Consider the following 25,744-nt stretch of genomic DNA (forward strand, 5'->3'; position numbering starts at 1 on the left):
ATTATTGCTTCAATTTATTAAAAATGATAATTGGAGGTAATTTTTTTGAAAGAAATTATTTATTTAGATACAGACAAAATTAATTCTATGCTTGCTCAATTAGACGAAGGACTTATTAGTAATTTTTCAATGGAAATGAGCGGTCAAGAAACTAAAACTAATTCGAACCAAATCTCCAAAGGAAAGAATTCAGGAATATCTGCAAATATTAAAGTTGATACTGGTCTATTTCCAGGAGGTAGCTTAGGAGCAGGAGCTTCATTTGGAAATAATGGAAGTAAAAATGAAATTTTCACTAAAACAATTTTAGAAGGACAAAAAGATATTTTAAATAAAGCTTTTCATGATTATGCATTAGAGTTATTAATTGAAAAGTTAGAAACGAAAAAATTATTCTCTGATGGTGAAGAATTTGAAGAGGGTGATTTGTATATCGAGAAATCAACATTTCGTTTTTATGATTTCAATTTATTAAAAGATTCTATGGACTTAGAGTCAATGAATAAGTTCATGCATTCAGAAATTGAAGACTTAGATATGAGTTATAATCAAGCAAAAAATTTATTAAAAAAAATTAATTTAAATGCTAAAGAAAGAGAAAAAATAGATGCAGCAAAATTAATTGTAAGTACTACTGAAAATACACAACCAATTTTAGGGATTTTTAAGCAAATCAATACTTTGGGCACATTAGCATCTAAGTTATTAAAAGATTTAACAATTATAAAATCAAATAATATGATTGGGTTATTGAAAAAAGAATATTTAAGAGAATCGACTGAATCGCTCTCATTTCGTACTGATCACAGTAGAGAAGTAAAAATGTTGATTCAAGTTATTGGAAAAAAGGATACAATATTTAATGGTTATAATATGGGAACTTTATCAGTAAATCGCTTAGATTTAATACCAAATATGATGTTAGATATCTTATTAGGTTCATTTGAGATAATTGAAATAGGTGATTTATTAGTTACTCCTATTGCAGTATATTATGAATAAATATTTAGTATATCTAATAGAAAATAAACATAAGTAATACAATTTTAAAAGGGGATGAAAAATATGGAAAAGGAAAAAGAAATGGAATGGAATAGTTTACTTAATGGAGATAGACGTAGAGTAAGTAAAAGAGATAAGAAACAAAAAGATGCTGAAATATATGATTTATTTTCCGACCATAGAAATGAATTCGAGAGAGATTATGATCGTATTATGGGTTCATCTTCTTTACGGCGTTTACAAGATAAAGCCCAAGTGTTTCCCTTACAAACGAGTGACTTTATCCGAACAAGGTTAACACATTCAATGGAGGTTTCAGCGATTGCTAGGTCATTTGGAGTGTGGTTAGATGATTGGTTATCAAAAAATAAAAAAATAGAGAAAGATGATTTACGAAAAATACCATCAATTTTGGCAACCGCGGGATTAGTTCATGATATAGGAAATCCTCCATATGGACATTATGGCGAAGATATAATAAAAAAATGGTTTAAAAATTACTTTGAAAAAATGAATAAAACTAAAAAAAACATGTTAAAAGAGTTATGCGTAATAAAAGTTAGAAAAAACAAAAAAAACAACATGGTTATAAGTAGTAAATTAAATGTTTCAAAGAGTATCAAAATAAGTTCCTTAGAAAGTAGTAAAAATATTTTGACTCCTGAACAAAAAAATGATTTTATCCATTTCGATGGTAATGCACAAGGATTAAGAATATTAACAAGACTACAAGTTTTAAACGACCAATATGGGATTAATTTTACTTATGGTACGCTTTCTGTACTTTTGAAATATCCTTATGATTCTTCAAATGAAATCGCTAAAAAGGAAAAGAAATTTGGTTATTTTCAACAAGATAAAGCTATTGGTGAGAAGATTATCAATGAAACCACAAAAATGTCGGGAAAAAGAAATCCGCTGACTTATTTTTTAGAGGCAGCAGACGATATCGCATATCTAGGAGCAGATATTGAAGACGGAGTAAAAAAGAAGCTAATACCATGGGAATTAGTATTTGAAAAACTTATTAAAAGTGTAACTGAAGAAGAATCTGACTTGTATAAGAGTAGTGAAGAAAGACTTTTATATAATGAGGTTTATAGTGCGTATCAAAATGATATAGATGAACTTTATGAAAAGCACAAACAAGTAAAAAAAGATGGCTTTCCTGATTATCTATTAACTAGTGCACAAAATTTTAAAGCATGGGTTCAGGGACAAATAATAAAAGAAGTTAAAAGTGTATTCATTAAAGATTACGAATTGATAATGCAGGGAAAACTAAAAAAAGACTTTATTTCTAAAACTGACAATGCCAAAAATCTAGATTCTTTATTAAGAAGCTTATTAAAAGATTATGTTTTTTGCAGTAGAGAAGTCCTTTCTTTAGAATTAGTAGGTGACTCTGTATTATCAGATTTATTAAATATGTTTATTAAAGAATGTATAACTGAAGTAGATTGTAGTTTTGAGACAGACTCAAGATCAAAAGCGGGTAAATTATTCAAAATGATTTCAGAGAATTTTGTATTTATTCACTTGATGAATGATAATTTTCCAGACGAAAAAATTAAAAAAACATTAAAAGATTTATCTTTGTATGAGAAACTACTACTGATTACAGATTTTATTTCAGGAATGACAGATTCATATGCTCTAGATTTGCATCAAAAATTAAAAGGTGTTAAGATGCCCTAAATTATAATATTGGATTGGTTCTAGGATAAAAACGAAGGGGGAACATCATGAAAAAAATAGATTCAAAAGATTATAATATAAAAAAAGATTTTTATGATGTTTTATCAAATCACCCTCAGGTCGAGAACTTAATCAAATATTTAGAGGCAAAAAGTAATATTCTACTTTTTGGTGGCAGTGTTAGAGACTATGGTGAAAATAGATTTAGTATAATACCTCGTGATTTTGATATGGTTGTTGCTGATTTAGATGAAAATTTAGAAGAAATCATTTTAATGTTTAGTTTAGTTCCTCAAAAAAATAAATTCAATGGCTATAAAATTAGAATGAATAACTTAAAAATTGACATTTGGAAAATTCAAGATACATGGGCATTTAAACACAATGAAGTAGTATATAGTTCAAAAAAAGATTTAAATAAAACAGTTTTTTTGAATATAGATAGTATTTTTTATGATTTAAATGAAGATAAATTAATTGATGAAAGATTTATCGATAGAGAAAAAATTAATACAATTGATATTGTATTATCCTCTAATCCTTTTCCAGAACTGAATTTAATGAGAGCTTTTAGATTTAAATATAAATATAAATTAACTTTTTCGAATAGACTCAATGAGTATTTGATTAACTGGATGAAAAATTTTGATAATGAGTATGAAGCAATTAATAATTTAAGAAAAACAGAACTAAATCGTTATAATAAGTCAATTATTGATTGGGATAAAGAACTACAAAAGTTTATAAATTAATCAATATTAATACTACATTTTTGAACATAACGAAAACAGACGCCGCCCATTAACTTGGACAGCGTCTGTTTTTCATTATGTTCGCTCTAGTACATTGACGAGCATCTGATGGATGACGTCATGATCCCGAACGTCATGGACACGGTAACTACCGGGTAACGTATAGACGTCTATCGCTCCGACGTAAGCAATCTTCAGTTCCAACGTTCCGTCCTCCTGACAGGTCGTCCGGAGTTCGAGTTCACCGCTGATGACACCGACTTCTTGCGTCATGACACCATGTGTGGCGGTAAAGGTAGAGGTTTTCGTTTCCATCGAATCGACTCCTTTTTAGTATGTACATGTGTTCAACATCGTTTGTAAGGCTGTTTTTTCACTCGACTGTAAGCTGAGGTTCCAGCGGCTCTTCGTATTGATCCACATCTTTGAGTAGGCACAGCTCGCACCTGCCCGTGTCGGCTTCCATGTCGACGGATCCTGATCCCCTTTTGAACGGTTCGAGCTTGCAGAGACAGCAATCAATTGTGGACCTGTCAAATCGTTTGCGAACGCTTGACGTGTTGTCGTCGTCCAGCTGCTTGCTCCTGAGCGCCATGCTTCCGCAAGCGGTACGACATGATCGATGTCGAGGTCAGACGGATTCGTGAATGTCAGTCCGTCATAGTAACTATACCAAGAACCAGATGTAACGGGGCACGATCCGACATATGAATCAGCGTCACGTTTTAAGACGACTTGTCGTGTATCACAGCCGCCTCCTTGACTGCTCCAGTGCGGGAACAAATCACGCGAATAACCGGTCATGCTGCCTTCTGTTTTAACCGTTAAGGCATCGAGTTGAGACTGGGCCGTCGCTTTCGATGAGATGCCCGATGGTAACGCGGAAACAGACGTCGTATCGAATTGGAAAGCGGTCAGGCAGACGAGCGTAGTGATGACGATGGACTTGATGGCTTTGAACACGTGTCATTCCTCCTATGTATGAGACGAGATGATGTGAAGACATCCTTCACAATTTTTAGTATGGCATCACTTATTTAGGAAAAAATGAATATCGTGTAAATGTTATTAAAATTAAACTTTTGTCATTATATAGAAGGGTCTGATGTTAGGATTTAGGTGGAGAAGAAAGGAAACTACATAATGAACGAACGAATTAGAGGATGGTTGATCGTGTGCGGTATCTTTTTAGTCGTAAGTGGCACGTTGACGGAAGCGCAACGTTATTTCAACACAAAAGAACTAGATAATTGCATCGCGCAAGCTCGCGCTGCCCACCAAGAATATGAATATGAGATCGTTAATCCTGTCACACGCGCGTATTCATTCCGTGCGCATTGATTTTCTAAAAGATGTCTGGTCATCTCGCATATGGTACGCTTTTCAGGAAGCAGGATTTTAATGATTCGAGGAGCTGGTATGCATGAATAAAAAAGACATCGCCGATATCCGTCGTCACTTCAAGATGGATGCCGATTTACTAAAAATCCATGAAATCTACAACGTCTATATCCGAAAAGAGACGAGCGAAATCTATCATGAGGAAGCCCGACCGTTTCCGTTGCTTGATCCGGAACAACAGGAGCTGTTTCTTGCGAACTTCAAGAAAGTACTAGGTGGAAAACTCGACGTCAAGCTGTTCGAGGTCAAGTTCACCCATCCGGAAGAAGGAGAGACGGGTCATACGCAACAGCTCCTTTATGAAGGACTGTATGCGGAAGAGCCGGAGGACTGGGTCGAGCAGATGCAGACGATGGCGTTGAAGATGGTTCAAGACGTCCAGTACGAGAATGACCTCGTCGTCACGTTCATTCGCGGACAATACTATAAAACGACGAAGCGCCAAGCGGATGAGACAGAGATCGATCCGAATGACGACGTCTATACGACGCCGTTCATCCTCGGTAGCCTTAACTTAACGGAGTTACCGAAACAATCGCTCGTCTTTGATTTTGTCGAACGGGAATTCAAGTCGAACTTATTCATCAATCCGGTCATCAAACTGGCGTCGCCAATTGGTGGATTCCTCTTCCCGACCTTCACCGACAATGCAGCAGACGTCAATCATGTCTTGTATGCGGCAGGTAAGCCGAATAAACCGGATTTCGGGTTCCTTGAAAATGTCTTGAACGGTCAACCGATCGTCACGGCAGATGAGGATAAAGCGATCTTCGAGGAAATCGTCAAATCGGTCGTCGGTGAATCAATGGATACGAAGACGTTAGCCGGTGTCTATGAAAACATCAACCAGTTGATCGTCGTCGAAGAGGATCAGGATGAGGAAGAAGTACCGATGCTCGACGTTCAGGAAGTCGAGCGTGTCCTCAAGGCAAGTGGTGTCGAAGATGTCAGCACGGAACAAGTCGAACGGGCGTTCAAGACGGTCGTTGACGATCCAACATACGAGATGAAGGCGAGTAACATCGTCCCAAACTATGAAGCGAAATCGATTAAAATCAATACGAAGGTCGCGAACATCGCAATCAGTCCGCAAGACTTGAAGTACGTCAAACAAGTCAACTATCAAGGGAAACGATGCCTGTTGATCGAGGTCGAGGAAGACACGGTCATTGATGGTTTTACGATCGTTTCACAAGAACAATTACGATGAGAATCAGCGCAGGCGACTGCGCTGATTTTTTTAGGTGAAATATTTGCTTCTCCTGTCAAAGACAGGTATATTGTGATGTAAGCGGTCTCTTTTTTGAAAAAGAGGCATTCGAAATTTTTTTAATTGTTATCGAAAGCGCTTTCGATAACGGTTTGACTAGAAAGGAAGCGATCCACTTGTCTACCGCATCGATGCAAGATTTACTGCGAACGTTACGAAATCGTTCATCCATCCATCAAGACGGACTCGAAATCGTCGATAAGCCAATTCCCGACGTCTCGACTCCAGGAACACTCGATCCGCGTGTCCGTGAGGTCGTCCTCACGCAGCGTCCATCGGTCTCGATTCCAGAAGGAGCGTCGCCAGTTGAATTGGCGCGTGCCGGCATGGGGTGGGACAACGAAGACGTGACGACACGACAGATTGCGACGGACGTCCTCGAGATCCCAAGACCCGGCACCACGATCGAAGCACGGCTGTATCGTCCGGAAGCGGCGCGTCCGCTCCCGCTCGTCGTCTATTTCCATGGCGGTGGTTTTTTCGGTGGCACACTCGAGACGGTCGAGAACCCATGTAAGGCATTAGCCGATAAAGCGAACGTCGCCGTCTTGTCGGTTGGTTATCGATTGGCACCCGAGCATCCGTTTCCAACAGGGCTTGAGGATTGTCATGCGGCAATCGATTGGGCAGTCGAACACGCTGATCGACTTGGGATTGATCCGGGTGCGATCGCTGTCGCCGGTGATAGTGCCGGTGGGAACTTAGCGACGGTCTGTTGTTTGCTCGACCGCGAGCGTCCGACGCCGTATATCCGCTATCAAGTCTTGTATTATCCGGTCGTCAATGTTGGTGAACATCCGAATTCGGAATATGACTGGACGCTTGAAGCGTATGACCGACAAACGGAACCGCAGTTACTCGAACGAATCATTTTGTCGCTTCAAGATAAAGAAGGTGTCCTCGAGCAATGGTACGTTCAAGCAAGTGATTCGATGGATCCACGAATTTCACCGTTGTTCGCGACGCTCGATGATCTACCAGAGGCACTCGTCATTACAGGAGAGTTTGATTACTTACGTCTTGAAGGGGAAGCGTATGCGAAAAAGCTCGCACGCACCGGCGTCAAGACTCGTTATCTCCATTACCGCGGGATGGAACATGCCTTTCTTGATAAACTCGGTCTGTATCCGCAAGCCGAGGACAGCTTAGACGAAATCGCGAAAGACTTAAAACGACTTTTTTCTCAAACTAACTAACAAAGGTGGATGACGCATGACATACACGCTCGATTGGCAAGCCTATACAAAACTCGCTCGACAAACCGTCGCGGAAGGGGCGGTCCTCTTACAAAATGATGGTGTGCTCCCGTTACAACCCGCATCGACGGTCGCTGTCTTCGGACGTAATCAGTTCAACTACTATAAAAGCGGTACGGGATCAGGCGGAATGGTCAACGTCACGAACGTCGTCAGTCCGCTCGATATGCTACGCGAAGACGTAACGCTGAATGCAGACGTCCTCAAGGCGTACGAGACGTGGCTTGAAGACCATCCGTTTGACCAAGGTGAAGGCTGGGCAGCCGAGCCGTGGTCGCAAGAAGAGATGCCGCTTGACGCGACACTCGTTCAGCAAGCAGCGCTTGACTCCGATGTTGCCTTGATCATGATTGGTCGTACGGCTGGGGAAGACCGCGACAATACAGCGGATCCAGGGAGTTATTTTTTAACGGAGACGGAACGGGAGATGCTCCGACTCGTGACGACACACTTCAAACAAACTGTGGTCGTCTTGAACGTCGGGAATATCATCGATATGCGCTGGGTCGAAGAGACAGCGCCAAGTGCTGTCCTTTACGCGTGGCAAGGAGGGATGGAAGGCGGAACTGGACTGAGTGATCTCTTGCTCGGCCGCGTCTCGCCGTCTGGGAAACTACCGGATACGATCGTCCGTTCACTCGATGATTATCCGTCGACACCATACTTCGGTCATGCCAATCGCGCGTTGTATCAAGAAGACATCTATGTCGGGTACCGTTACTTCGAGACGTTCGCACCGGAAGCGGTCTTGTATCCGTTCGGTTATGGATTATCGTATACGTCGTTTGACCTTACGACAGACGTGACGACGTCAGCTGATGCTTGGACGGTTACGGCGACGGTGACGAATACCGGTCAGACGAGCGGGAAGGAAGTCGTACAAGGATACCTCGAGAAACCACAAGGACAACTTGGGAACCCAACGCGTCAACTCGTTACGTTCGGCAAGACAAAAGAACTCGCACCAGGCGAACAAGAGTCTTTCACACTCGTCGTACCGTTCGCCTCGTTTGCGAGTTATGACGATAGTGGCGTTACCGGGCATAAGTCGTCTTATGTCGTCGAACCCGGCACGTATCAGCTCTATCTCGGAACGGACGTCCGGTCGGCGGTTCCAGTCGCAAGCTATTCCGTCGAGACGCTTGACGTCACGGACGTCTTAACGGAGAACATGGCACCGGTGACGGCGTTTGAACGCATCAAACCACAAGCGACCGAAACGGGATATACGGTAACATATGAAGCAACACCACTGCGGACAATCGAGCCGGAACAACGTCGTCAACAGGAGCGTCCCGTTGAACGGACGCAGACGGAAGATGCCGGTTGGAAATTACGCGACGTCAAAGAAGAACGTGTCACGCTCGAGACGTTCCTCGATCAATTAACGGATGCGGATCTCGCGGCAATCGTCCGAGGTGAAGGGATGAACTCACCGCGCGTTACACCGGGAACGGCGGGCGCCTTCGGTGGCGTGACGACAGAACTCGAAGCGCTCGGTATTCCAGCAGGCTGCTGCGCGGATGGTCCGTCCGGAATCCGGATGGATATCGGGACGAAAGCCTTCTCGTTACCGAACGGAACATTGCTTGCCTCGACGTTCAACACAACATTGATTGCCGATCTATTTGAGATGACAGGTCTTGAGTTACGGAAGAACGAGATTGATACGTTGCTTGGACCCGGGATGAACCTTCACCGCCATCCACTCAATGGACGGAACTTCGAGTATTTCTCGGAAGATTCGTATCTGACTGGAAAAATGGCAGTGGCACAGCTTGATGGGATGCACCGGGTTGGTGTGACGGGAACGTTGAAGCACTTCAGTGCCAACAACCAAGAGTTTCACCGACATGATCTGGATTCGATCGTATCAGAACGGGCGTTACGTGAGTTGTACCTGAAAGGATTCGAGATGGCAGTCAAGGACGGGAAAGCCTACTCGATCATGACGACGTATGGTGCTGTCAATGGCATCTGGACTGCCGGTTTGTACGATCAGAACACACGTATTTTGCGTGATGAATGGGGCTTTGACGGAATCGTCATGACCGACTGGTGGGCGAAGATCAACGCCGAAGGAACGGAAGCAAACCGTCAGCAAACGGCGACGATGGTCCGTTCGCAAAACGATCTCTATATGGTCGTCGGCGAACCGGGAACGAATCCGTTCGAGGATGATACGTTGACGGCTCTCGCTGACGGAACACTTCGACGTTCCGAGTTACTGCGGAGTGCCGCGAATATCTGTCAGTTCTTACTCCGCTCACCGGTCATGGACCGTGTGATGGGAACAGTATCACCGGTCGAAGTTCTCGGGGCACCGGTCGAAGAGGAGACGCTCGAAGAGCAAGCGGTCTCGCACCAACGCCTCGTCAGTGGAGATGCATTCCCGTTAACGGACGTCACGACGACGACAGGCAGCAGTCATGTCTTCGCTGTCACGGCGGAAGAGACAGGGATGTATCAGGTCACGTTGACGGCACGTTCGAATGCTGGTGAACTGGCGCAGATGCCAGTGACGTTGTTTGCGAACAACATGCCGGTCGCGACCTTCACCTTCAACGGAACGAACGGCGAGTGGGTCAGTCAGACGAAGGACGTCTTCGTCTTCAACCCACACAACTATCTGAAACTCTACTTTGCACTCGGTGGTCTCGAGTTAAAAGAGTTGACGTTTACGCTTGCGGAATCGTTTCATATGAAGAACGGCTGATTAGATTAGCCGGACGGAAAGGACGGATTGCGTGCAGTTTTCCATCATCAAAAAACGGGTCGAGCAACTGCTCGCCCCGTCGTTACAGGGACGGATTGCTTTTCATGCAGCCGTCTACCGGATTCAAGATAACCCCAGCCGAGTCTGGATGACGTTTGACGGAGAAGAGATTTTCGGAGCAGACGACTTTCACTTCGAGCGGGAAGTCGAGCGGCGTTATGCATTACAAGCTGCACAGTTACCGGAAAAACCAGCCGGATCGTTATGGCAGTCCGACTGGTTGAAGCAGTCGCATGCGTTATCCGCTGAGATCGAACGACAGGTCAAACAGGACGGGTACATGGAGAACTACGAGATGCAACAGGACTTGTTGCAGTACCCGAACCTTGCGTTTGAACAAGCGCTCGTTCATCCACATCCTTTCATCCGCGGCATCGCACGGCTCGACCGACGACTCGGTAAACGGCGCTTCCTGTTGCTGACGCATCAGTCTGACTTTGAACAGTGGTGTGCGGATACGCGGCAAACCGTCGAACACTGGTGACACGAAAAAGCACGCTTCCTCGAGACGAGGAGGCGTGCTTTGCTGTTAAATTGAAAACGAGTTGACCTCGTGAATTCCTTCTTCTTCAACGAAAGCGTCGAGTAAGGCACGTACTTCATCTGTTGAGTTCGTCTCCATCAATTTGACCCGCAGTTCACTCGCGCCGCGGAATCCGCGGACGTAAATCTTGAAGAACCGGCGTAATGGTTTGAAGAGACGTGGCTCGAATTGAGCCGAGTAATGATCGTGCAGATCAAGCTGGAGACGTAACAAATCGAGGAGTTCTTGGCTCGAATGTTCTTTTTTCTCGACTTCGAACGCGAACGGATTGTGGAAGATCCCGCGACCGATCATGACACCGTCGACACCATATTTCTCGACGAGTTCAAGACCATGTTGGCGATCGTTGATATCCCCGTTGATCGTCAGTAACGTCTGTGGTGCGATCTCATCGCGTAACTTCTTGATTTCCGGAATCAATTCGAAGTGCGCTGGAACGGCGCTCATCTCTTTACGTGTCCGGAGATGAATCGAGAGGTTCGCGATATCTTGCTCGAGGATGTGGCGCAACCAATCGTGCCACTCTTCGACCTTCGTATAACCGAGACGCGTTTTGACGCTGACTGGGAGACCGCCCGCTTTTGCAGCTTGGATCAGTTCAGCCGCGACTTCCGGACGATTGATCAAGCCGGAGCCTTTACCGTTCACGGCGACGTTATGGACGGGACAGCCCATGTTGATGTCGATCCCGCTAAAGCCCATCTCTGCCATGCCGATGCTCATTTCGCGGAAATATTCCGGTTTGTCGCCCCAGATGTGAGCAACCATTGGTTGTTCATCCTCCGTGAACTCGAGACGTCCGCGGACGCTCTGCTTGCCTTTCGGATGACAATAGCTTTCTGTATTCGTGAATTCCGTGAAGAAGACGTCCGGACGCGCCGCTTTCGCGACGACGTGGCGGAAGACGACGTCGGTGACGTCTTCCATCGGTGCTAAGACGAAAAATGGTCGTGGTAAGTCCTGCCAAAAGTTCTTTTTCATAGTATATTAAACCCTTTCCTTAAGGTAATGCACATGTGTGGTTAAAGAATTTCATCAACTATACACTTTAAGCGCTCTGGCTAAAAAGTGCAAGTGAGTGCTATTCGTTACCGTGAGGAAAGAGAGCGATCCATCATATGCCGTGCCATCCAGTCCGGTCCCGGAATCAGGTGTCCGGCTTCGTCCTTATAGATAACGTGTTCGGGTCGAAGTTCCGTCGGCGAGACGAGTCCTGCTGCTGCCGTCAGGTTATAAAGACCTTCTCGTAACGAAATGATGTAGTTCGTCACGCGGAAACTTTTTTCGTCGACGATCAGCGCTTTTTGCAGCTTCGGGTCGGTCGTCGCGACACCGACCGGACAGTGATTCGTGTGACAGACTTGCGCTTGGATACAGCCGACATTAAACATCAGACCACGTGCGATATTGACGAAGTCGGCACCGAGGGCGAGAGCGATCGCAATCTTATCGGCACTGATCAGCTTCCCGGACGCAAACACTTTGACCTTGTCGCGTAAACCGGCTTCCGTCAGGAGTTGGTGGACGAACGGTAAGGCGGAAAAGAGTGGTAGACCGGCAGCATCTGCGAGTTCCTGAAACGTCGCGCCTGTCCCCCCTTCGCCACCATCGACCGTCATGAAGTCCGGATGACGTCCAGATTCTTTCATATAAGCAATCAACTGCCGCATGTCTTCAAGATTACCGACGACGACTTTGATTCCGACCGGTTTGCCGCCAACTTCGCGAAGACGTTCGACCCAGTCGAGCATCGTCTCTGGTGTCGTGAATTCGTTGAAGCGGTTCGGACTATCGATGCCGACACCGACTTTGACCTTCCGGACAGCGGCAATCTCTTCTGTGACCTTTGATCCTTCGAGGTGACCACCGCGCGTTTTAGCTCCTTGAGCGAGCTTGAGTTCGAAGGCTTTGACTTGCGGTAACTCACTTTTTTTCTGGAACTCATCGAACGAAAAATCACCGTCTTCCGTTCGGACACCGAACAGACCGGGACCGATCTGACAGATGATGTCGACGTCACCTTTAAGATGAAAGTCAGACAGCCCGCCTTCCCCGGTATTCATCCAGCTCCCTTTGGCGCGACCCAGTCCGATCGAGAGCGCGGTAATGGCACGGTCACCGAGCGCTCCAAAACTCATTGCTGATTGACCAATCAGTCCTTGGATTTGATAAGGGTGTCGACATGTCGTTGCGCCAATGACTAGTGCATCCTCCATTTTCAAGAGATACGGTGAAATTTGCTTCGCAACGAGATGTTCTTTACGTGTAAATAGTTCATCGCGGTCAATCTGATAGATGTGTGTGTCGACACGTTCCGACTGGTCGATGCGTAATTCCTGACGATTCGTTGGAAAGAGGGCGTTTTGTACATAAAAACCAGCTTCTTCAAAATCACGTTCCGATCCAAAACCGAGAATCCGACTTTGATATTTGCCGGAAAGGACGGCCGTCTTGTATTCATTACGGGAGAAGGGTTTCCCTTCGTTATTGTTGAGAAATAAGTATTGGCGGAGTTCCGGTCCCATGTTCTCGAGGATATAGCGCATTTTTCCAAGGACAGGGAAGTTTCGCAGGACCGCGTGTTCTTGCTGGCGGCGATCGGCGCGCCAGACATGCCAAAGAAGAAGCGGTGGGACAAGGATGATCAACAGGGCGATGGCGAGTAAAATGAAGAGAACAATCGTATCGATAGACATCAAAATTCCTTCTTTCCCGTAGATTCGTGATATGTAAGTTGATACCACTGAAAGTCCGGACACAAACGACAATTTCCAGATATTGAATCTTTTCCGTCGATGATCGCGTAAATGAGACTATACACTAAAGGAGGAGACCGGTATGCATACACTCTATATGAAAGAAAAAGCGTTCAGTTTACGTGGACGATTCTCGATTCAAGACGAGGCAGGGCACGATGCCTATCACATCGAGGGTAGTTTTATGAAATTACCGAAGACCTTTACCGTAACGAACCGAAACGGAGAAGTCGTCGCCGAAATCGAGAAGAAAACGTTCAGTTTCCGACCGGTCTTTTATGTCGAAGCAGCAGGGCAATCATTTGAAATTATTAAAGAGCTTACCTTCTTCAAGGACCGCTATACGATCAACTCGGATCAGTTCGAAGTGACGGGTGACTGGTGGGATGTCGATTTTGAAGTTCTACAACAGGGACAACGGATTGGTCGCGTTCAGAAAAAATGGATTTCTTGGACCGACCAGTACATGATTGAAGTCGAAGATGAAGCGATGGAAGAATTGTTGATCGCTCTCGTCGTCGCGATTGATTGCGTCAAGGCGGAGGAAAGTTCGAACTCTACATCTTTCATTGATTAAAAAGGGGCATGATTTAGGATGGAACAGTGGGACGTATACACAGCAGATCGTAAGAAAACAGGACGGCTCTGGACACGGGGGACGCCACATACAGCCGGCGATTATCACATGACGATTCACGTCTGTGTCTTTAACGCCAAAGGAGAGATGCTCGTCCAACAACGGCAACCGTTCAAATCCGGTTGGCCGAACATGTGGGATGTGACGGTCGGGGGCAGTGCAATCAGTGGGGATACGAGTCAGATGGCAGCACAACGTGAGCTGTCGGAAGAGCTTGGACTCGATATCGATTTCACAGGCATCCGTCCCCATCTGACGATCCCGTTTGAAATCGGTTTTGACGATTATTATCTCGTCGAGCAGGAAGTGGATTTGACGACGCTGACGTTGCAGGAAGAAGAAGTTCAACGCGTCGCTTGGATGACAGAAGAAGCGATCGTTAACGGAATCGAAGAAGGCTGGTTCATCGGTTATCATGAATCATTGATTCGACTGTTGTTTACCCTTCGCCATAGTTACGGCGCGCATAACGAGGCATAAAAACAAGCCCTTCCGGTGATTCGGAAGGGCTTGTTGCTTGATTAAGCGGATTTTCGAAGTGCATCCGTCCGTTTTGGTTTTGTTTCTGGTAAGAAGAACGTGAAGAACAGATACACGGAACAGCAGAGGAAGAAGACGATCATTGAGACCGTATATCCAGCATGTCCGAGTGCGTAACTCCAAATGATCGTAAAGATCGTCTGCGTCGCATAAGCGATCGCCCAGAAGAGACCGAATAAGACGGTGATCTTTTGCGGTGTCATCCCTTTTCGTTCGTGTGCCAAGTTCATGAAGATCGGATACTGGATGTACATCGCAAATCCAGAAATGAACGCAAAGACATATGAAACGAGCGGCGAGATGTTTCCGAACAAGACCGTGACGAGGAAACTCGCGATCATGACCGTCCCGCTGATCAACAGAATCGGTTTACGAGGTGTTCCTTTGTTACCAATCCGTAGACCGACGAACGTACCGACGATTCCGGCACCGGAGACCAACAGGTTGACGAGCGAACCGTTCAACTGCGTATACGTATCGAACACAGGTTTCAAGCCGACGAGCGATAAGATATAGAGCGTCAAGAAACCACCGAAGGCAACCGCATATTTCCAGAGGAACGGATCGCGGACAGCATCTCCGTAACCGTAAGGCGTTTCGTCCGCGTCCGGAGCATCGTTCAACTCGAACGACTCACTACCGATCCACCATGCGAAGAAGAGAATCGCTGTCAGACTCGCGAAGATCGTCAACGTTAGTTTCCAGTCACTGACGAATTGATCAGCGAACAAGGTGAACAAGAGCGAAACAACGAATGCACCGACGTTATAGGAAACAGTGTTGAAGGCGTTGATCCGTAATTTTTCAGCCGGATCTTGGACGTAACGTGTCACGACCGGATTCATGTAGACGATGACCATTGAACCACCGAGTCCCATGACCATGCGAGCGACCGTATACGCCCAGTAGTTCGGTAGATAGATGGCGACGATCGACATCATCAGGAACAACAGTGCGAGCAACGGTGCTTTTTTCGGACCGAGCTTCATCAAGATGAGCGCGGCGAGAATGTTGGCGAAGACACGCGCCGTCGTAATCGAATAGTTGACGAGTTGTGAGATGAGGGGGTCAACGGTCTGATTACCGAAGAAATGCGCCGTGATTTGTGGCGTCAACGACGAACCCGCGACCCAGTTCATGGCGAAGGTCGCATAGGCGAACCAGAGGACGATCATCATGAAATAGCCTTTTTTTGTGGTAGACATAAAAATCCCTTCTTTTCTGAAGTTCCGCTTCATACCTGAATCGAAAACTACTTAACTTTATTATCAATTCATTCAATATAAAGCCGTTCCGAAGGGAAGTAAAATAGATAGTTCTTATGAAATCTATAAGCAAATTGAATGAGTAGAGTTCGTTATTATTCTTCAAAATGAATAATAAAAGGAAATTAAATGGTTATAATTGTAATAAAAGGAGGTATTCATTTGAAACCTAATATTTTTGATTATGCCACAAGTGAGCTATCACAAGATGCCTTTCTATGTTGGTTATTGAAGTGGGCGGAAGAAGGAGCACGAAATCACGATCCACAACTCCATGCGATTGCGAATGGATTCGTACGCGAAATGTTTTACCTTCATGATTGCTCATTGCCGGAGCCTATTCACAGTGTCCGTATTAGAAGACAGTTCAATAGTCTAGATATATTAGCGATCATTAATGAGACATATGCCATTTTGATCGAGGATAAAGTCTTTACGAAACATCATTCCAACCAATTAAAGCGATATCTTGATATGGTCAAAACGCATCCTGAAACATGGTATTTGGAGCCGATACCGATTTATTACAAAATCGTAGAACAAGGCGACTACTCCGGCGTGACAGGAGCAGGATATCAAGTATTTACGCGAACGAAGATGATTGAAGTACTGAGCGGCTTTCCTGCTTCGACGAGAAATGATATTTTGAATGATTATCTTCAGTATCTCAAGCAGATTGACACCTCGATCGAATCCTATAAATCATTACCTCTCACGGAATGGAGCAATTTCTCTTGGCAAGGATTCTTTAGAGATCTGCAAAAAGAATTGAAGCACGGAAACTGGGGGCGTGTGGAAAATGCCCGTGGTGGATTTTGGGCATTCTGGTGGAAAGGAGATGATAGTCAACCGCACTATTGGCAGTTAGAAGAATCAACGTTAAAAGCTAAGATAGAAGCTGCTGATAGTCAAGATATGAGAGCGTATCGGGATCAGTGCATGCAAGCATTATTCGCGTATTCTCAAAAGAATGACTTGAATTTAAGTCGACCGAAAAGTGTTCGTAGCGGAAAAACGATGACGATTGCACAACGTCCCGATTACATACAAGTCTTTGATGATCAAACAATTAATTTTGAACAAACCGTATTCGAGTTGAAGCGTTATGCACATTTTAGTCAGGCTCCGTTAGTGTAGATCGACTGGTTGAAAGGATACGACACCATCGATTTGCGTCACCTTAAAAAGAACCGGATTCTTCAGCTGTAAACTTTCTTCGAATCCGAACGTTGGATCGATCGAATGTAGATATAAAGATAGCAAGTTCCCATGCGTTACAAGAATGGCTCCATCATGCTGTTGCAACGCTTCTTCAACGACGCGTGTGATACGCCCCGTCGCTATCCGGCTGGATTCACCACCAGGACACGTATAATCGGGATCGATGAACGTTCGACGAAGATGGTCCTGCCAATCGTCAAGTGGAACAGCACTTAACCGTCGTTCTTTTAAGTCCTCTTCTTGTGCAATGGGTAGTTTCAAAGCAGTCGCAAGTGGTTGAATCGAGTCGAGCGCACGGCGATACGGACTCGAAAGAAGATGCGTGATCGGAAGCTCAAGTAACTGCGTACACAGTCGTTGCGCCTGTTTTTCTCCGCGAGGAGTTAACGGGGCTTCCGGTGCCTGACCGGTCGTTTCACAGTGGCGAATCAAGTAAATCGTCGACATGAATATTCCATCCTTTCGTGATCAAGTCGTGCTGTATGATTTCTGGAAAAGATGGTAAAGTCCTTTTCATAAGTTGAAAAATCATTTTGAAAAAGACGTTGACAAACGCTTTAGAGATTACTAGAATTAGAAACAATTCATCGATGCAGCGACGCATCGGATAATCAAATAAAGAGAAAGCTATGATTGTCATGGGTCACACTATGGCAGGAGCAGCTTCTGGAGAGACCGTGTCGACACGGCGCCGAAGGGTTCACAATCTCAGGCAAACGGACAGAAGAGTAATCACATGCAGCGACGGACATTCATGGAATGTCGTAGTGGCGTGTATGGGTTATTCCTTTGATTTTGTTGAGATTGGACATTCGTCCAGTCTCTTTTTTTCTTTTTCAGGACCGACAGAACGGTCTGAAGCGTAGAGAAGCCACCATAAGGAGGAGTTCAGGTTTGGAACAGCAAGGATTAAAACGAGATTTATCGAATCGTCATGTACAGTTGATTGCCATTGGTGGAACGATCGGAACGGGTTTGTTTTTAGGATCAGGTAAAGCGATTCAACTCGCCGGTCCATCGATCATTTTTGCCTACTTACTCGTCGGGATCGCGATCTTCTTCGTCATGCGCGCACTTGGGGAATTGTTATTGTCAAAAGCAGGTTATCAGTCACTCACGGATATCGCAGAAGATTATCTCGGACCACGTGCCGCGTTTGTGACCGGATGGACATATTGGTTCTGTTGGATCATGACAGCGATGGCGGACATCATCGCCGTCGGTGTATACGTCAAGTATTGGTTTGATATCCCGCAATGGATTCCAGCCGTTCTCGCGCTCTTGATTTTACTTGGTTTTAACTTATTAACCGTTAAATTGTTCGGTGAACTCGAGTTTTGGTTTGCCTTGATCAAGGTCGTGACGATCCTCGCCTTGATTGGTGTCGGAATCGTCCTGCTCGCAATCGGTTTTAAAACGGACGCTGGTCCTGTGACGGTATCGAACCTCTGGTCACATGACGGATGGATGCCAAACGGGATTTCTGGATTCCTGCTATCGTTCCAAATGGTTGTCTTCGCCTATGTCGGCGTAGAGCTCGTTGGGGTATCCGCAGCAGAAACAGCGGATCCGAAGAAGAACATTCCGTCCGCAATCAATAAGATTCCGCTTCGGATCTTATTCTTCTATGTCGGTGCCTTACTCGTCCTCTTGATGATCAACCCATGGACAGGATTAAGTGCAACAGAAAGTCCTTTCGTCAAGACGTTCAGTCTGATCGGGATTCCGCTCGCAGCAGGAATCATCAACTTCGTCGTACTGACGTCCGCTGCTTCTGCGTGTAACAGCGGAATGTTCTCGACGAGCCGGATTCTGTATAACCTGGGAAATCAACAGCAAGCATCGAAAAAGTTCTCGAAGTTGAACAAAAACCATGTTCCGGCAAACGCCTTGTTCGTCTCGACGATCGTCGTCTCAGTCGGTGCTTTGCTCAGTAAACTGTTACCAGGACAAGCATTTAGTATCGTCACGACGATTAGTGCGATCTGCTTCATCTGGGTCTGGGGTGTCATCCTCGTCTGTCATCTCCGGTACAAGAAACAAAATCCGGAACTGCATGCGGCGTCGACGTTCAAAGCGCCATTGACACCACTCGTCAATTACCTCGTGCTCGGATTGTTTGCGGTCATTCTCGTCGTCATGCTGTTTGCTGACGATACACGTCCAGCTTTGTTGCTGACACCGGTTTGGTTCCTTGGACTATTCGGACTGTATCACCTCCGGAAAAAGAAACAACAAGCAGCTAATCAAAAAAGTGCGTAAGCCAAAACAAGCCGGTCGGATCTAATCCGACCGGCTTGTTTCATGGTGTATCGAAAGCACCATCCTGTAATTGTTTCCGGAGTGCTTTCGCTTTCTTTCGAATATCGCGTTTGCTGTCCGCATCGCGCTTTCCCCATTGCCGATACATCATCGACATCCGCGGATTATCAGCGAAGCGTTTTTCGTGCCGGTCGATGAAGTCCCAGTACAAGGCGTTAAACGGACAGGCACCTTCTCCGAGCATGTCCTTTTGATGGAACGGACATCCCTTGCAATAATCGCTCATCTTATGGATGTAATTCGCCGAAGCGATGTACGGTTTAGTCGATAATGTTCCTCCGTCGGCATGAAGCGCCATCCCGAGGACGTTCGGTAAGACGACCCAGTCGTAGGCATCGATGTACATCTCGTTGAACCAATCTGCCGTCTGTTGCGGCGAGATCGCAAACAGATTAGCGAAGTTCCCGAGCACCATCAAGCGTTGGATATGGTGATTATGAGCATGCTCGACGACAGGACGTAACGATTCTGCGACACAGTTCATGTTCGTTTTCCCGGTCCAGAAAAAGTCCGGTAGATCCGCTTCGTGACGTAGCGTATTGACGGAAGCATAGTCCGGCATCTCGGCTAGGTAGACGGCACGCATGTATTCACGCCAGCCGAGGATTTGCCGAATGAAACCTTCGACTGCATTGAGCGGAGCATCTTGATCTTCGAGGGCGGATTCGACTTGACGAATGACTTCTTCCGGTGTCAGCAAGCCGAGATTGATTGCTGCTGACAAGAGTGAGTGCGATAACGTATCTTCACCGGTCAGCATAGCGTCTTGATATGTCCCGAACGTCTCGAGTCGTTCTTCGACGAAACGATGGAGAGCCCGCGTCGCTTCCTTTCGCGTAACCGGCCAATGGAAGGAATCAAGTGCTCCCGGATGATCGGAAAAATCACGCTCGACCTTGTCGATGACGTCCTTTGTGATACGATCGGGACGAAACTGAACGGGATCCGGAAACGTCGTTCCGGACTTCGCTGGTTTTCGGTTCTCGGCGTCAAACGACCACTTTCCACCAATCGGTTTAGAGCCGTTCATGAGAACGTTTCGTTCCTTACGCAGTTTGCGATAAAACCGATCCATCTTGTATGGTTTGTCGCCGATTGCTTCAATCGCTTCTTCCTGTGTCAGTAAAAACAACGGAACGTCAGAACAGACCTCGACCGTGATCTTCTTCGGTAAGGCGTCTTGCCACTTGTGCATTGCCTTGCGCATCGGTTCGTCCGTAATCGCCGTATAGAATACATGATCCGGATCATGATCTTTCCGGTGCGCCTTGAATGCCTGATCGAACGAGTCGGCTTCCCGGTAATCAACGGTGAAGCCTTTCTCGCGTAGTTCTTCAGCGAAATGCCGCATCGCCGAGAAGACGAGGACAAGTTTTTGTTTATGGTACGTCTTCCACTTGGAGCGTGAGGACGCTTCGACCATTAGGATGACGTCATCTTGTTTGTTTGCTTCCTGCAATAAGGGGAGATCGTGATTCAATTGATTACCGAATATCCAGCGTGTCGCCATGAGAGTCCCTCCTTTATCTTTGTTATATGATTACCGTTTTTGAATAAATTCATACGTTCGTGTGTGTTCCAAACGATACTTGCAGGACAATTAAATTTTGTTTATACTATAAGTATTTTACATTAAAAACCAATATAGTTGATAAATTGAATCACCTTTGAGGATGAGGAGTGAATCAAGTGAGGTCAAAGATTTCATCAGTACCAAAAGACTATGAGGTTTTAAATGCAAAACGTCTAAGACGTCATGTTGCTGTTACAGTCGTTATTCCAGTGTACAACGCGATTATCTATCTTGAACGAACGATTAACTCCGTTTTAGTACAGACGATCGGTATTCGAAACGTGACGATCATTGCGGTAGATGATAAATCCACAGATGGCTCACGCCGTCTGTTAAGACGCTTATCTTCCTTATATCCTCAACTTGTCAGCATACTGCTGAAAAACAATACGGGCACGCCTGCGATGCCACGTAATCTAGGTTTGGCTCTTGCACGATCGAAATATGTTACGTTTTTGGATGCGGACGATTGGTTAGCGCATGATGGATTACGAATTTTGAATGAGACGATGGATCGAACCGGAGTGGACTACGCCGTCGGACGTACGATTCAAGTGTCTACGAATCAACCGAACCGAATCATCGGTGTTCACGAATCAAATCGTAATCGTGATCACGTTTCTCCTTATACGTTAAAGCATGCGTTTTATCATCTCGGTCCACGTGCCCGTATGATGCGTCGAGACTTTCTGCTACGTCATGCGATTCAATTTCCTTCGATGAAATTCGCCGAAGATAAACAATTTTTTATCGATGTCTTAATACGAACGGATGCGATATCAACGGTCACTGCTCCCATCTATTATTTGAACCGTCTCGAGGAAAATGACTCATTAACGAAGCAGACTGATATCATGGAAAAGATGGAAACAAATCTTATCGTCTTACGACGTGTGTTGGAATATAAATTACCTGTTGAAAAGGAGCGTCTCATCCTCAATCGACTGATTGAGTTTGACTGCATCACACGCTTATATGATCGTAAGCACTTTCTCAAAAGTCATGATCCGTCAGCCTATCATCAAATGTTTGCGCGCGTCGTTGCCTTATTTACGCAACACCGTTCCTATCCCATCGATTCATTGATTGAAAAGCCGTTCAATCGTCTGTTGTATCATTACTGGAACACCGGACGTTTTGATGATTTCATGAATGCTGTCAAGTGGTCGAAATCGAAAGAAACAAAGGAAATCGAATGGGTGGATGATCAACCTTACTGGAGTATTCCATTAGGCAGTGGTCAGAAACAAATGCTAGCTCTTTCTCTATATGTGAAGGTGCACGAATTAGAACTGACAGAAAAGGGACTCGAGCTAACGGTTCAAACACTTGGAGATCGTCGAATTCGTGTAGAAGGGATTTCGTTACAACATCGTAATTGGATGGAAGAAACGCATCTTTTAAAGACAGATGTCACAGATCTTGAAAATCATTATTATCGCTTGCGGGTAGAGCTACCCAAACAAATGGAGCGGGGGAGTTATCTTGTTTATCTACGCTTTGATGACTATGGGCAGCAGGTCATGGCTATTTCGATGGAGGAGCCAGTGATTCAAAAAAGCTATCACACCTATCGTTGGTATGAAACCATTAAAGGAAACTTAGGATTACGCATCAAATGAGCGGAATCGTCTGCTTCGAAAAGAGGCAGACGATTTTGTAAAATCAGCTGCCTCGGCACATTTCTGAATGTAAAAGAAGTTCCTTTCTGCGCAAGCTATGATAGGGTTATAATGGAAAGGTAAGTTGTCGTCATGAGGGGGAAGTTTTTCATGACAGGTAGTCCATAATATCAACGGGGATAGGAAGGATATCATGAGCAGTATGCCTAAAAAAACAGACGTTATTTTAATTGGTGCCGGAGTCATGAGCGCGACGTTAGGGGTCTTATTAAAAGAACTCGCGCCTGAGATCAACATCAAGGTATTCGAGAAACTCGCGAGTGCCGGGGAAGAGAGCTCGAACGAGTGGAACAATGCAGGAACAGGTCACGCCGCATTATGCGAACTGAACTATACGACGGAAAATGCTGATGGTTCGATCGATATCAGTAAAGCGGTCAAAGTAAACGAACAGTTCCAACTATCACGTCAATTCTGGTCGCATCTCGTCAAGGAAGGTGTCTTGCCGAATCCGAAAGAATTCATCATGCCGATTCCACATATGAGTATGGTTGAAGGAACAGAAAACGTCGAATTTCTGAAAAAACGATTGGAAGCGCTATCAGCAAATCCGTTGTTTGCGGGAATGGAATATTCAGAGGATCCAGCGAAATTAGCCGAGTGGATTCCACTCATCATGAACGGTCGGACGTCACCCGAGCCGATTGCTGCGACAAAAATCGATTCAGGAACGGACGTCAACTTTGGTGCGTTGACACGAATCCTGTTTGAATATCTCGAACAGCACGATGTAGAGATCAACTATCAGCACGGTGTCGAGGATTTGAAACGTGTTGACGGAGGTTGGGAAGTCAAAGTGAAGAATGAGCGCGATCACCGGATCGAGCATCATACGGCTCAGTTCGTCTTCATCGGGGGTGGCGGCGGTAGTTTACCATTGCTCCAAAAAACAGGCATCGAGGAATCGAAGCAGATCGGTGGTTTCCCAGTCAGTGGCTTGTTCCTCGTCTGTAAAAATCCTGAAATCATTGAACAGCATCATGCGAAAGTCTACGGAAAAGCGAAAGTCGGAGCACCGCCGATGTCAGTACCGCACTTGGATACACGATACATCGATGGGAAGAAATCACTCCTCTTCGGACCGTTCGCTGGCTTTTCACCGAAGTTCCTTAAGACAGGATCGAATCTTGATTTGATTGCGTCCGTCAAACCGAATAACGTCTTGACGATGCTTGCTGCGGGAGCTAAAGAGATGGGATTGACGAAGTATCTGATCGAACAAGTCCTCTTGTCGACGGAACAACGGATGAACGAGTTACGAGAGTTCATTCCGAATGCGAAGACAGAAGACTGGGATGTCGTCGTCGCTGGTCAACGTGTCCAAGTCATCAAGGATACACCACAAGGAAAAGGGACACTCCAGTTTGGAACAGAAGTCGTCAGTGCGGCCGACGGATCTGTCGCTGCCTTACTCGGGGCGTCACCAGGTGCCTCAACAGCGGTTCCAGTCATGCTCGAAGTACTCAGAAAATGTTTCCCGTCCGAATTACCGGCGTGGGAAGCAAAAATCAAGGAGATGATTCCGTCTTACGGGATCTCACTCGTTGAACATCCGGAGCTGTTCGAACAGATCCATGCCGAAACAGCAAAAACGCTCGAACTCGAACAAGGTCAACCGATTCGCTAAACGAAAACCGTCCGACTCTACGAGGAGCCGGACGGTTTTTTTGATTTAGCGGAAGTTACGGAAGAAGCGTGTTTTCTTCAGTGCAATCCCGACTGGAATCGCGACAAGGATTCCGAGGACGTTTTGAATAATGTTTCCTGTAATGGAACCGAATGGTGCGACCCAGTTGCTGAACATAATCCCTTCATGTACGAAGTAGACGAGCAGCATGACAGGAGCGGAAGCGATCATCCCGATCAAGTTGAATGTGACATTCGTTCCGTTGCGACCACCTGACCACGCGATGTAACCAACAATCAGCCCTTGAAGTCCACGTGCGATGATCGTACCAGGGGCCCAAATCGTATAGCCCAATAGAAGATCAAATAAGCCCATTCCAACAGCACCGGCAATCAATGCTGTCCGTGGACCGAATAAAATGGCAACAAGAAAGAGCATCGCTGTTCCCATATGAATGAGACCACCGTTTGGAGCGATGGGTAATTTAATATTGATGAACATCGTTGCAACAAGAACAAGTGCGGTTGACATCGCAGTGATGACGAGCTGGCGGGTACGAGTGCTAGAATACGGTGCTGCTTTTTGCATGTGGCTAACCTTCTTTATGATAGATTTTAAGATATCTTCAATCTATCAGATGACTGGACTAGTCAAAAGTGTCAACTTTGAATTATTTATAGGGGTCAGTTTTGAATACAAATCTTGATCTGTTCTTAATTCCATAAGAGTACGATCTATTGATACACTCTTGAATGAAAAAATCCATAAAACGGTTGTCGTTTTCGAATCTATTCCTCGTTTTTTTCGTACAATGAACAGCGAAAGAGAGGGGAAGTCAGTGAAATATCAGATTGCGACAGCTGTTTTTTTATTCGCTTCATTGTCATCAGTCACATCAGAGGCAAAGGACCAGACGACACAACACCAACGTTATTACGCAGCATATGAAAAAATCGTGGAAAACATAAATCGGACACATGAAAATGCGGACGTCACGTTGCTTGCAGCAAATCAATTCGCAGACGAGGACTGGGTTTCGCCGGAACGTTTTCAAGAACGGGCACTCGAACGGTTGAAGCCGCTACGTGTCCAAACGAGCTTAGAGTGGGATAGTGAACGAACGCTTGAACGTACGGAACGTGGAAACGATGTCCGGATCATCGGAAATTTCGAGACGGAACTTTTGGAACAGAGTAAACGCCAACGATTATCCGATGTCTTTTCGATGACGTCTCTTGCGATCGATGGTGGAAAGTGGACGCAAACCGGATTCTCCGGTACTCCAATCGATGCTTTGCAAACGATGGTCGTAACGGTCAGTGGTACATACGCGAAGCAAGGCATCTTAACAAGACATCACATCACGAAAGAATATCATTGTTCATGGTACGGTGAAATCTACTATTGAGGCAGAAAAAGAGC

Annotated in this window: 23 protein-coding genes and 1 riboswitch; of the genes, 15 read left to right on the top strand and 8 right to left on the bottom strand. The window is 45.5% G+C overall.

Going from position 1 to position 25,744, the window contains the following annotated elements; translation table 11 throughout:
- Nucleotides 1-45: 45 nt before the first annotated feature.
- The 3 genes from EXG77_RS00265 (at nucleotide 46) to EXG77_RS00275 (ending at nucleotide 3,452) form a co-directional block, all read left to right on the top strand.
- Entirely contained in the window at nucleotides 46-1,002 is a 957-nt protein-coding gene (locus tag EXG77_RS00265; RefSeq protein ID WP_035395454.1) for a hypothetical protein, read from the top strand.
- Nucleotides 1,003-1,065: 63 nt separating this feature from the next.
- Nucleotides 1,066-2,700 carry a dGTP triphosphohydrolase gene (gene dgt, locus EXG77_RS00270; RefSeq protein ID WP_119182598.1) on the top strand — a complete coding sequence of 545 codons (1,635 nt, stop codon included), beginning with the start codon at nucleotides 1,066-1,068 and terminating at the stop codon, nucleotides 2,698-2,700.
- A gap of 47 nt (nucleotides 2,701-2,747) precedes the next feature.
- Complete coding sequence (locus EXG77_RS00275; protein ID WP_035395459.1) at nucleotides 2,748-3,452, top strand: hypothetical protein; 705 nt, start codon at nucleotides 2,748-2,750, stop codon at nucleotides 3,450-3,452.
- Nucleotides 3,453-3,527: 75 nt separating this feature from the next.
- Here EXG77_RS00275 and EXG77_RS00280 read toward each other — a convergent pair whose 3' ends face one another.
- A complete protein-coding gene (locus EXG77_RS00280) occupies nucleotides 3,528-3,767 on the bottom strand; it encodes a hypothetical protein (protein ID WP_023469834.1) in 240 nt (79 codons plus the stop codon).
- A 15-nt stretch (nucleotides 3,768-3,782) separates the two neighbouring features.
- The gene (locus EXG77_RS00285) at nucleotides 3,783-4,403 is read right to left on the bottom strand and encodes a DUF1524 domain-containing protein (RefSeq protein ID WP_029343013.1); all 621 of its coding nucleotides are present in this window, start codon (nucleotides 4,401-4,403) and stop codon (nucleotides 3,783-3,785) included.
- Between the two features lie 192 nt (nucleotides 4,404-4,595).
- Between EXG77_RS00285 and EXG77_RS00290 the strand changes: the two genes are divergently transcribed.
- The 5 genes from EXG77_RS00290 to EXG77_RS00310 all read left to right on the top strand — a co-directional run bounded on the left by EXG77_RS00290 (nucleotide 4,596) and on the right by EXG77_RS00310 (nucleotide 10,639).
- Complete coding sequence (locus EXG77_RS00290) at nucleotides 4,596-4,793, top strand: hypothetical protein (protein WP_035395460.1); 198 nt, start codon at nucleotides 4,596-4,598, stop codon at nucleotides 4,791-4,793.
- Nucleotides 4,794-4,875: 82 nt separating this feature from the next.
- A complete protein-coding gene (locus EXG77_RS00295) occupies nucleotides 4,876-6,063 on the top strand; it encodes a DUF4317 domain-containing protein (protein ID WP_035395462.1) in 1,188 nt (395 codons plus the stop codon).
- A 191-nt stretch (nucleotides 6,064-6,254) separates the two neighbouring features.
- A complete protein-coding gene (locus tag EXG77_RS00300) occupies nucleotides 6,255-7,319 on the top strand; it encodes an alpha/beta hydrolase (protein WP_035395674.1) in 1,065 nt (354 codons plus the stop codon).
- A 16-nt stretch (nucleotides 7,320-7,335) separates the two neighbouring features.
- Entirely contained in the window at nucleotides 7,336-10,095 is a 2,760-nt protein-coding gene (locus EXG77_RS00305; protein ID WP_035395464.1) for a glycoside hydrolase family 3 C-terminal domain-containing protein, read from the top strand.
- A 31-nt stretch (nucleotides 10,096-10,126) separates the two neighbouring features.
- Nucleotides 10,127-10,639, top strand: a complete 513-nt coding sequence (locus EXG77_RS00310) for a hypothetical protein (protein ID WP_035395466.1) — start codon at nucleotides 10,127-10,129, stop codon at nucleotides 10,637-10,639.
- 45 nt (nucleotides 10,640-10,684) lie between these two features.
- Here the strand turns inward: EXG77_RS00310 and EXG77_RS00315 are convergent, their stop codons facing one another.
- A complete protein-coding gene (locus tag EXG77_RS00315; protein WP_029343007.1) occupies nucleotides 10,685-11,680 on the bottom strand; it encodes a tRNA-dihydrouridine synthase in 996 nt (331 codons plus the stop codon).
- 107 nt (nucleotides 11,681-11,787) lie between these two features.
- Nucleotides 11,788-13,395 carry an FMN-binding glutamate synthase family protein gene (locus EXG77_RS00320; protein ID WP_035395469.1) on the bottom strand — a complete coding sequence of 536 codons (1,608 nt, stop codon included), beginning with the start codon at nucleotides 13,393-13,395 and terminating at the stop codon, nucleotides 11,788-11,790.
- A 142-nt stretch (nucleotides 13,396-13,537) separates the two neighbouring features.
- Between EXG77_RS00320 and EXG77_RS00325 the strand changes: the two genes are divergently transcribed.
- Nucleotides 13,538-14,032 carry an LURP-one-related/scramblase family protein gene (locus EXG77_RS00325; RefSeq protein WP_035395470.1) on the top strand — a complete coding sequence of 165 codons (495 nt, stop codon included), beginning with the start codon at nucleotides 13,538-13,540 and terminating at the stop codon, nucleotides 14,030-14,032.
- An 18-nt stretch (nucleotides 14,033-14,050) separates the two neighbouring features.
- Nucleotides 14,051-14,572: an NUDIX domain-containing protein gene (locus tag EXG77_RS00330; protein ID WP_035395473.1), complete on the top strand. Its 522-nt coding sequence runs from the start codon at nucleotides 14,051-14,053 to the stop codon at nucleotides 14,570-14,572.
- A gap of 41 nt (nucleotides 14,573-14,613) precedes the next feature.
- Here the strand turns inward: EXG77_RS00330 and EXG77_RS00335 are convergent, their stop codons facing one another.
- Entirely contained in the window at nucleotides 14,614-15,837 is a 1,224-nt protein-coding gene (locus tag EXG77_RS00335; protein WP_035395475.1) for a sugar MFS transporter, read from the bottom strand.
- Nucleotides 15,838-16,059: 222 nt separating this feature from the next.
- Here EXG77_RS00335 and EXG77_RS00340 point away from each other — a divergent pair, with 222 nt between their 5' ends.
- The gene (locus tag EXG77_RS00340; RefSeq protein ID WP_052017071.1) at nucleotides 16,060-17,034 is read left to right on the top strand and encodes a PD-(D/E)XK nuclease family protein; all 975 of its coding nucleotides are present in this window, start codon (nucleotides 16,060-16,062) and stop codon (nucleotides 17,032-17,034) included.
- Here the strand turns inward: EXG77_RS00340 and EXG77_RS00345 are convergent.
- The gene (locus EXG77_RS00345) at nucleotides 17,026-17,565 is read right to left on the bottom strand and encodes a histidine phosphatase family protein (protein WP_035395477.1); all 540 of its coding nucleotides are present in this window, start codon (nucleotides 17,563-17,565) and stop codon (nucleotides 17,026-17,028) included. The two genes, EXG77_RS00340 and EXG77_RS00345, sit on opposite strands and share 9 nt — an antisense overlap.
- A gap of 209 nt (nucleotides 17,566-17,774) precedes the next feature.
- A riboswitch (glycine riboswitch) is annotated at nucleotides 17,775-17,852 on the top strand.
- Nucleotides 17,853-18,012: 160 nt separating this feature from the next.
- Between EXG77_RS00345 and EXG77_RS00350 the strand changes: the two genes are divergently transcribed.
- Nucleotides 18,013-19,380, top strand: a complete 1,368-nt coding sequence (locus EXG77_RS00350) for an amino acid permease (RefSeq protein WP_035395479.1) — start codon at nucleotides 18,013-18,015, stop codon at nucleotides 19,378-19,380.
- Nucleotides 19,381-19,420: 40 nt separating this feature from the next.
- On the opposite strand, the gene EXG77_RS00355 is transcribed toward EXG77_RS00350, so the two are convergent.
- Complete coding sequence (locus tag EXG77_RS00355) at nucleotides 19,421-20,950, bottom strand: cryptochrome/photolyase family protein (RefSeq protein ID WP_035395481.1); 1,530 nt, start codon at nucleotides 20,948-20,950, stop codon at nucleotides 19,421-19,423.
- A gap of 179 nt (nucleotides 20,951-21,129) precedes the next feature.
- On the opposite strand from EXG77_RS00355, the gene EXG77_RS00360 reads away from it, so the two are divergent.
- Nucleotides 21,130-22,635, top strand: a complete 1,506-nt coding sequence (locus EXG77_RS00360) for a glycosyltransferase family 2 protein (protein ID WP_035395483.1) — start codon at nucleotides 21,130-21,132, stop codon at nucleotides 22,633-22,635.
- A 193-nt stretch (nucleotides 22,636-22,828) separates the two neighbouring features.
- Complete coding sequence (locus tag EXG77_RS00365) at nucleotides 22,829-24,322, top strand: malate:quinone oxidoreductase (RefSeq protein ID WP_035395484.1); 1,494 nt, start codon at nucleotides 22,829-22,831, stop codon at nucleotides 24,320-24,322.
- A 45-nt stretch (nucleotides 24,323-24,367) separates the two neighbouring features.
- Here the strand turns inward: EXG77_RS00365 and EXG77_RS00370 are convergent, their stop codons facing one another.
- Nucleotides 24,368-24,910: an ECF transporter S component gene (locus EXG77_RS00370; RefSeq protein ID WP_035395486.1), complete on the bottom strand. Its 543-nt coding sequence runs from the start codon at nucleotides 24,908-24,910 to the stop codon at nucleotides 24,368-24,370.
- Between the two features lie 250 nt (nucleotides 24,911-25,160).
- Here EXG77_RS00370 and EXG77_RS00375 point away from each other — a divergent pair, with 250 nt between their 5' ends.
- On the top strand, nucleotides 25,161-25,730 hold the full coding sequence (locus EXG77_RS00375) for a hypothetical protein (protein ID WP_023469817.1): 570 nt from the start codon (nucleotides 25,161-25,163) through the stop codon (nucleotides 25,728-25,730).
- Nucleotides 25,731-25,744 lie beyond the last annotated feature (14 nt).

Source organism: Exiguobacterium sp. OS-77 (genome assembly GCF_000414195.2).
GTDB lineage: Bacteria > Bacillota > Bacilli > Exiguobacteriales > Exiguobacteriaceae > Exiguobacterium_A > Exiguobacterium_A indicum.

Bases quoted from the DNA above. Each gene is read 5' to 3' on its own strand.
- EXG77_RS00280 (WP_023469834.1), bottom strand. From the start codon at position 3,767: ATGGAAACGAAAACCTCTACCTTTACCGCCACACATGGTGTCATGACG.
- EXG77_RS00335 (WP_035395475.1), bottom strand. From the start codon at position 15,837: ATGTCTACCACAAAAAAAGGCTATTTCATGATGATCGTCCTCTGGTTC.
- dgt (WP_119182598.1), top strand. From the start codon at position 1,066: ATGGAAAAGGAAAAAGAAATGGAATGGAATAGTTTACTTAATGGAGAT.
- EXG77_RS00355 (WP_035395481.1), bottom strand. From the start codon at position 20,950: ATGGCGACACGCTGGATATTCGGTAATCAATTGAATCACGATCTCCCC.
- EXG77_RS00315 (WP_029343007.1), bottom strand. From the start codon at position 11,680: ATGAAAAAGAACTTTTGGCAGGACTTACCACGACCATTTTTCGTCTTA.
- EXG77_RS00345 (WP_035395477.1), bottom strand. From the start codon at position 17,565: ATGTCGACGATTTACTTGATTCGCCACTGTGAAACGACCGGTCAGGCA.
- EXG77_RS00275 (WP_035395459.1), top strand. From the start codon at position 2,748: ATGAAAAAAATAGATTCAAAAGATTATAATATAAAAAAAGATTTTTAT.
- EXG77_RS00330 (WP_035395473.1), top strand. From the start codon at position 14,051: ATGGAACAGTGGGACGTATACACAGCAGATCGTAAGAAAACAGGACGG.
- EXG77_RS00300 (WP_035395674.1), top strand. From the start codon at position 6,255: ATGCAAGATTTACTGCGAACGTTACGAAATCGTTCATCCATCCATCAA.
- EXG77_RS00370 (WP_035395486.1), bottom strand. From the start codon at position 24,910: ATGCAAAAAGCAGCACCGTATTCTAGCACTCGTACCCGCCAGCTCGTC.
- EXG77_RS00325 (WP_035395470.1), top strand. From the start codon at position 13,538: ATGCATACACTCTATATGAAAGAAAAAGCGTTCAGTTTACGTGGACGA.
- EXG77_RS00365 (WP_035395484.1), top strand. From the start codon at position 22,829: ATGAGCAGTATGCCTAAAAAAACAGACGTTATTTTAATTGGTGCCGGA.
- EXG77_RS00290 (WP_035395460.1), top strand. From the start codon at position 4,596: ATGAACGAACGAATTAGAGGATGGTTGATCGTGTGCGGTATCTTTTTA.
- EXG77_RS00295 (WP_035395462.1), top strand. From the start codon at position 4,876: ATGAATAAAAAAGACATCGCCGATATCCGTCGTCACTTCAAGATGGAT.
- EXG77_RS00305 (WP_035395464.1), top strand. From the start codon at position 7,336: ATGACATACACGCTCGATTGGCAAGCCTATACAAAACTCGCTCGACAA.
- EXG77_RS00320 (WP_035395469.1), bottom strand. From the start codon at position 13,395: ATGTCTATCGATACGATTGTTCTCTTCATTTTACTCGCCATCGCCCTG.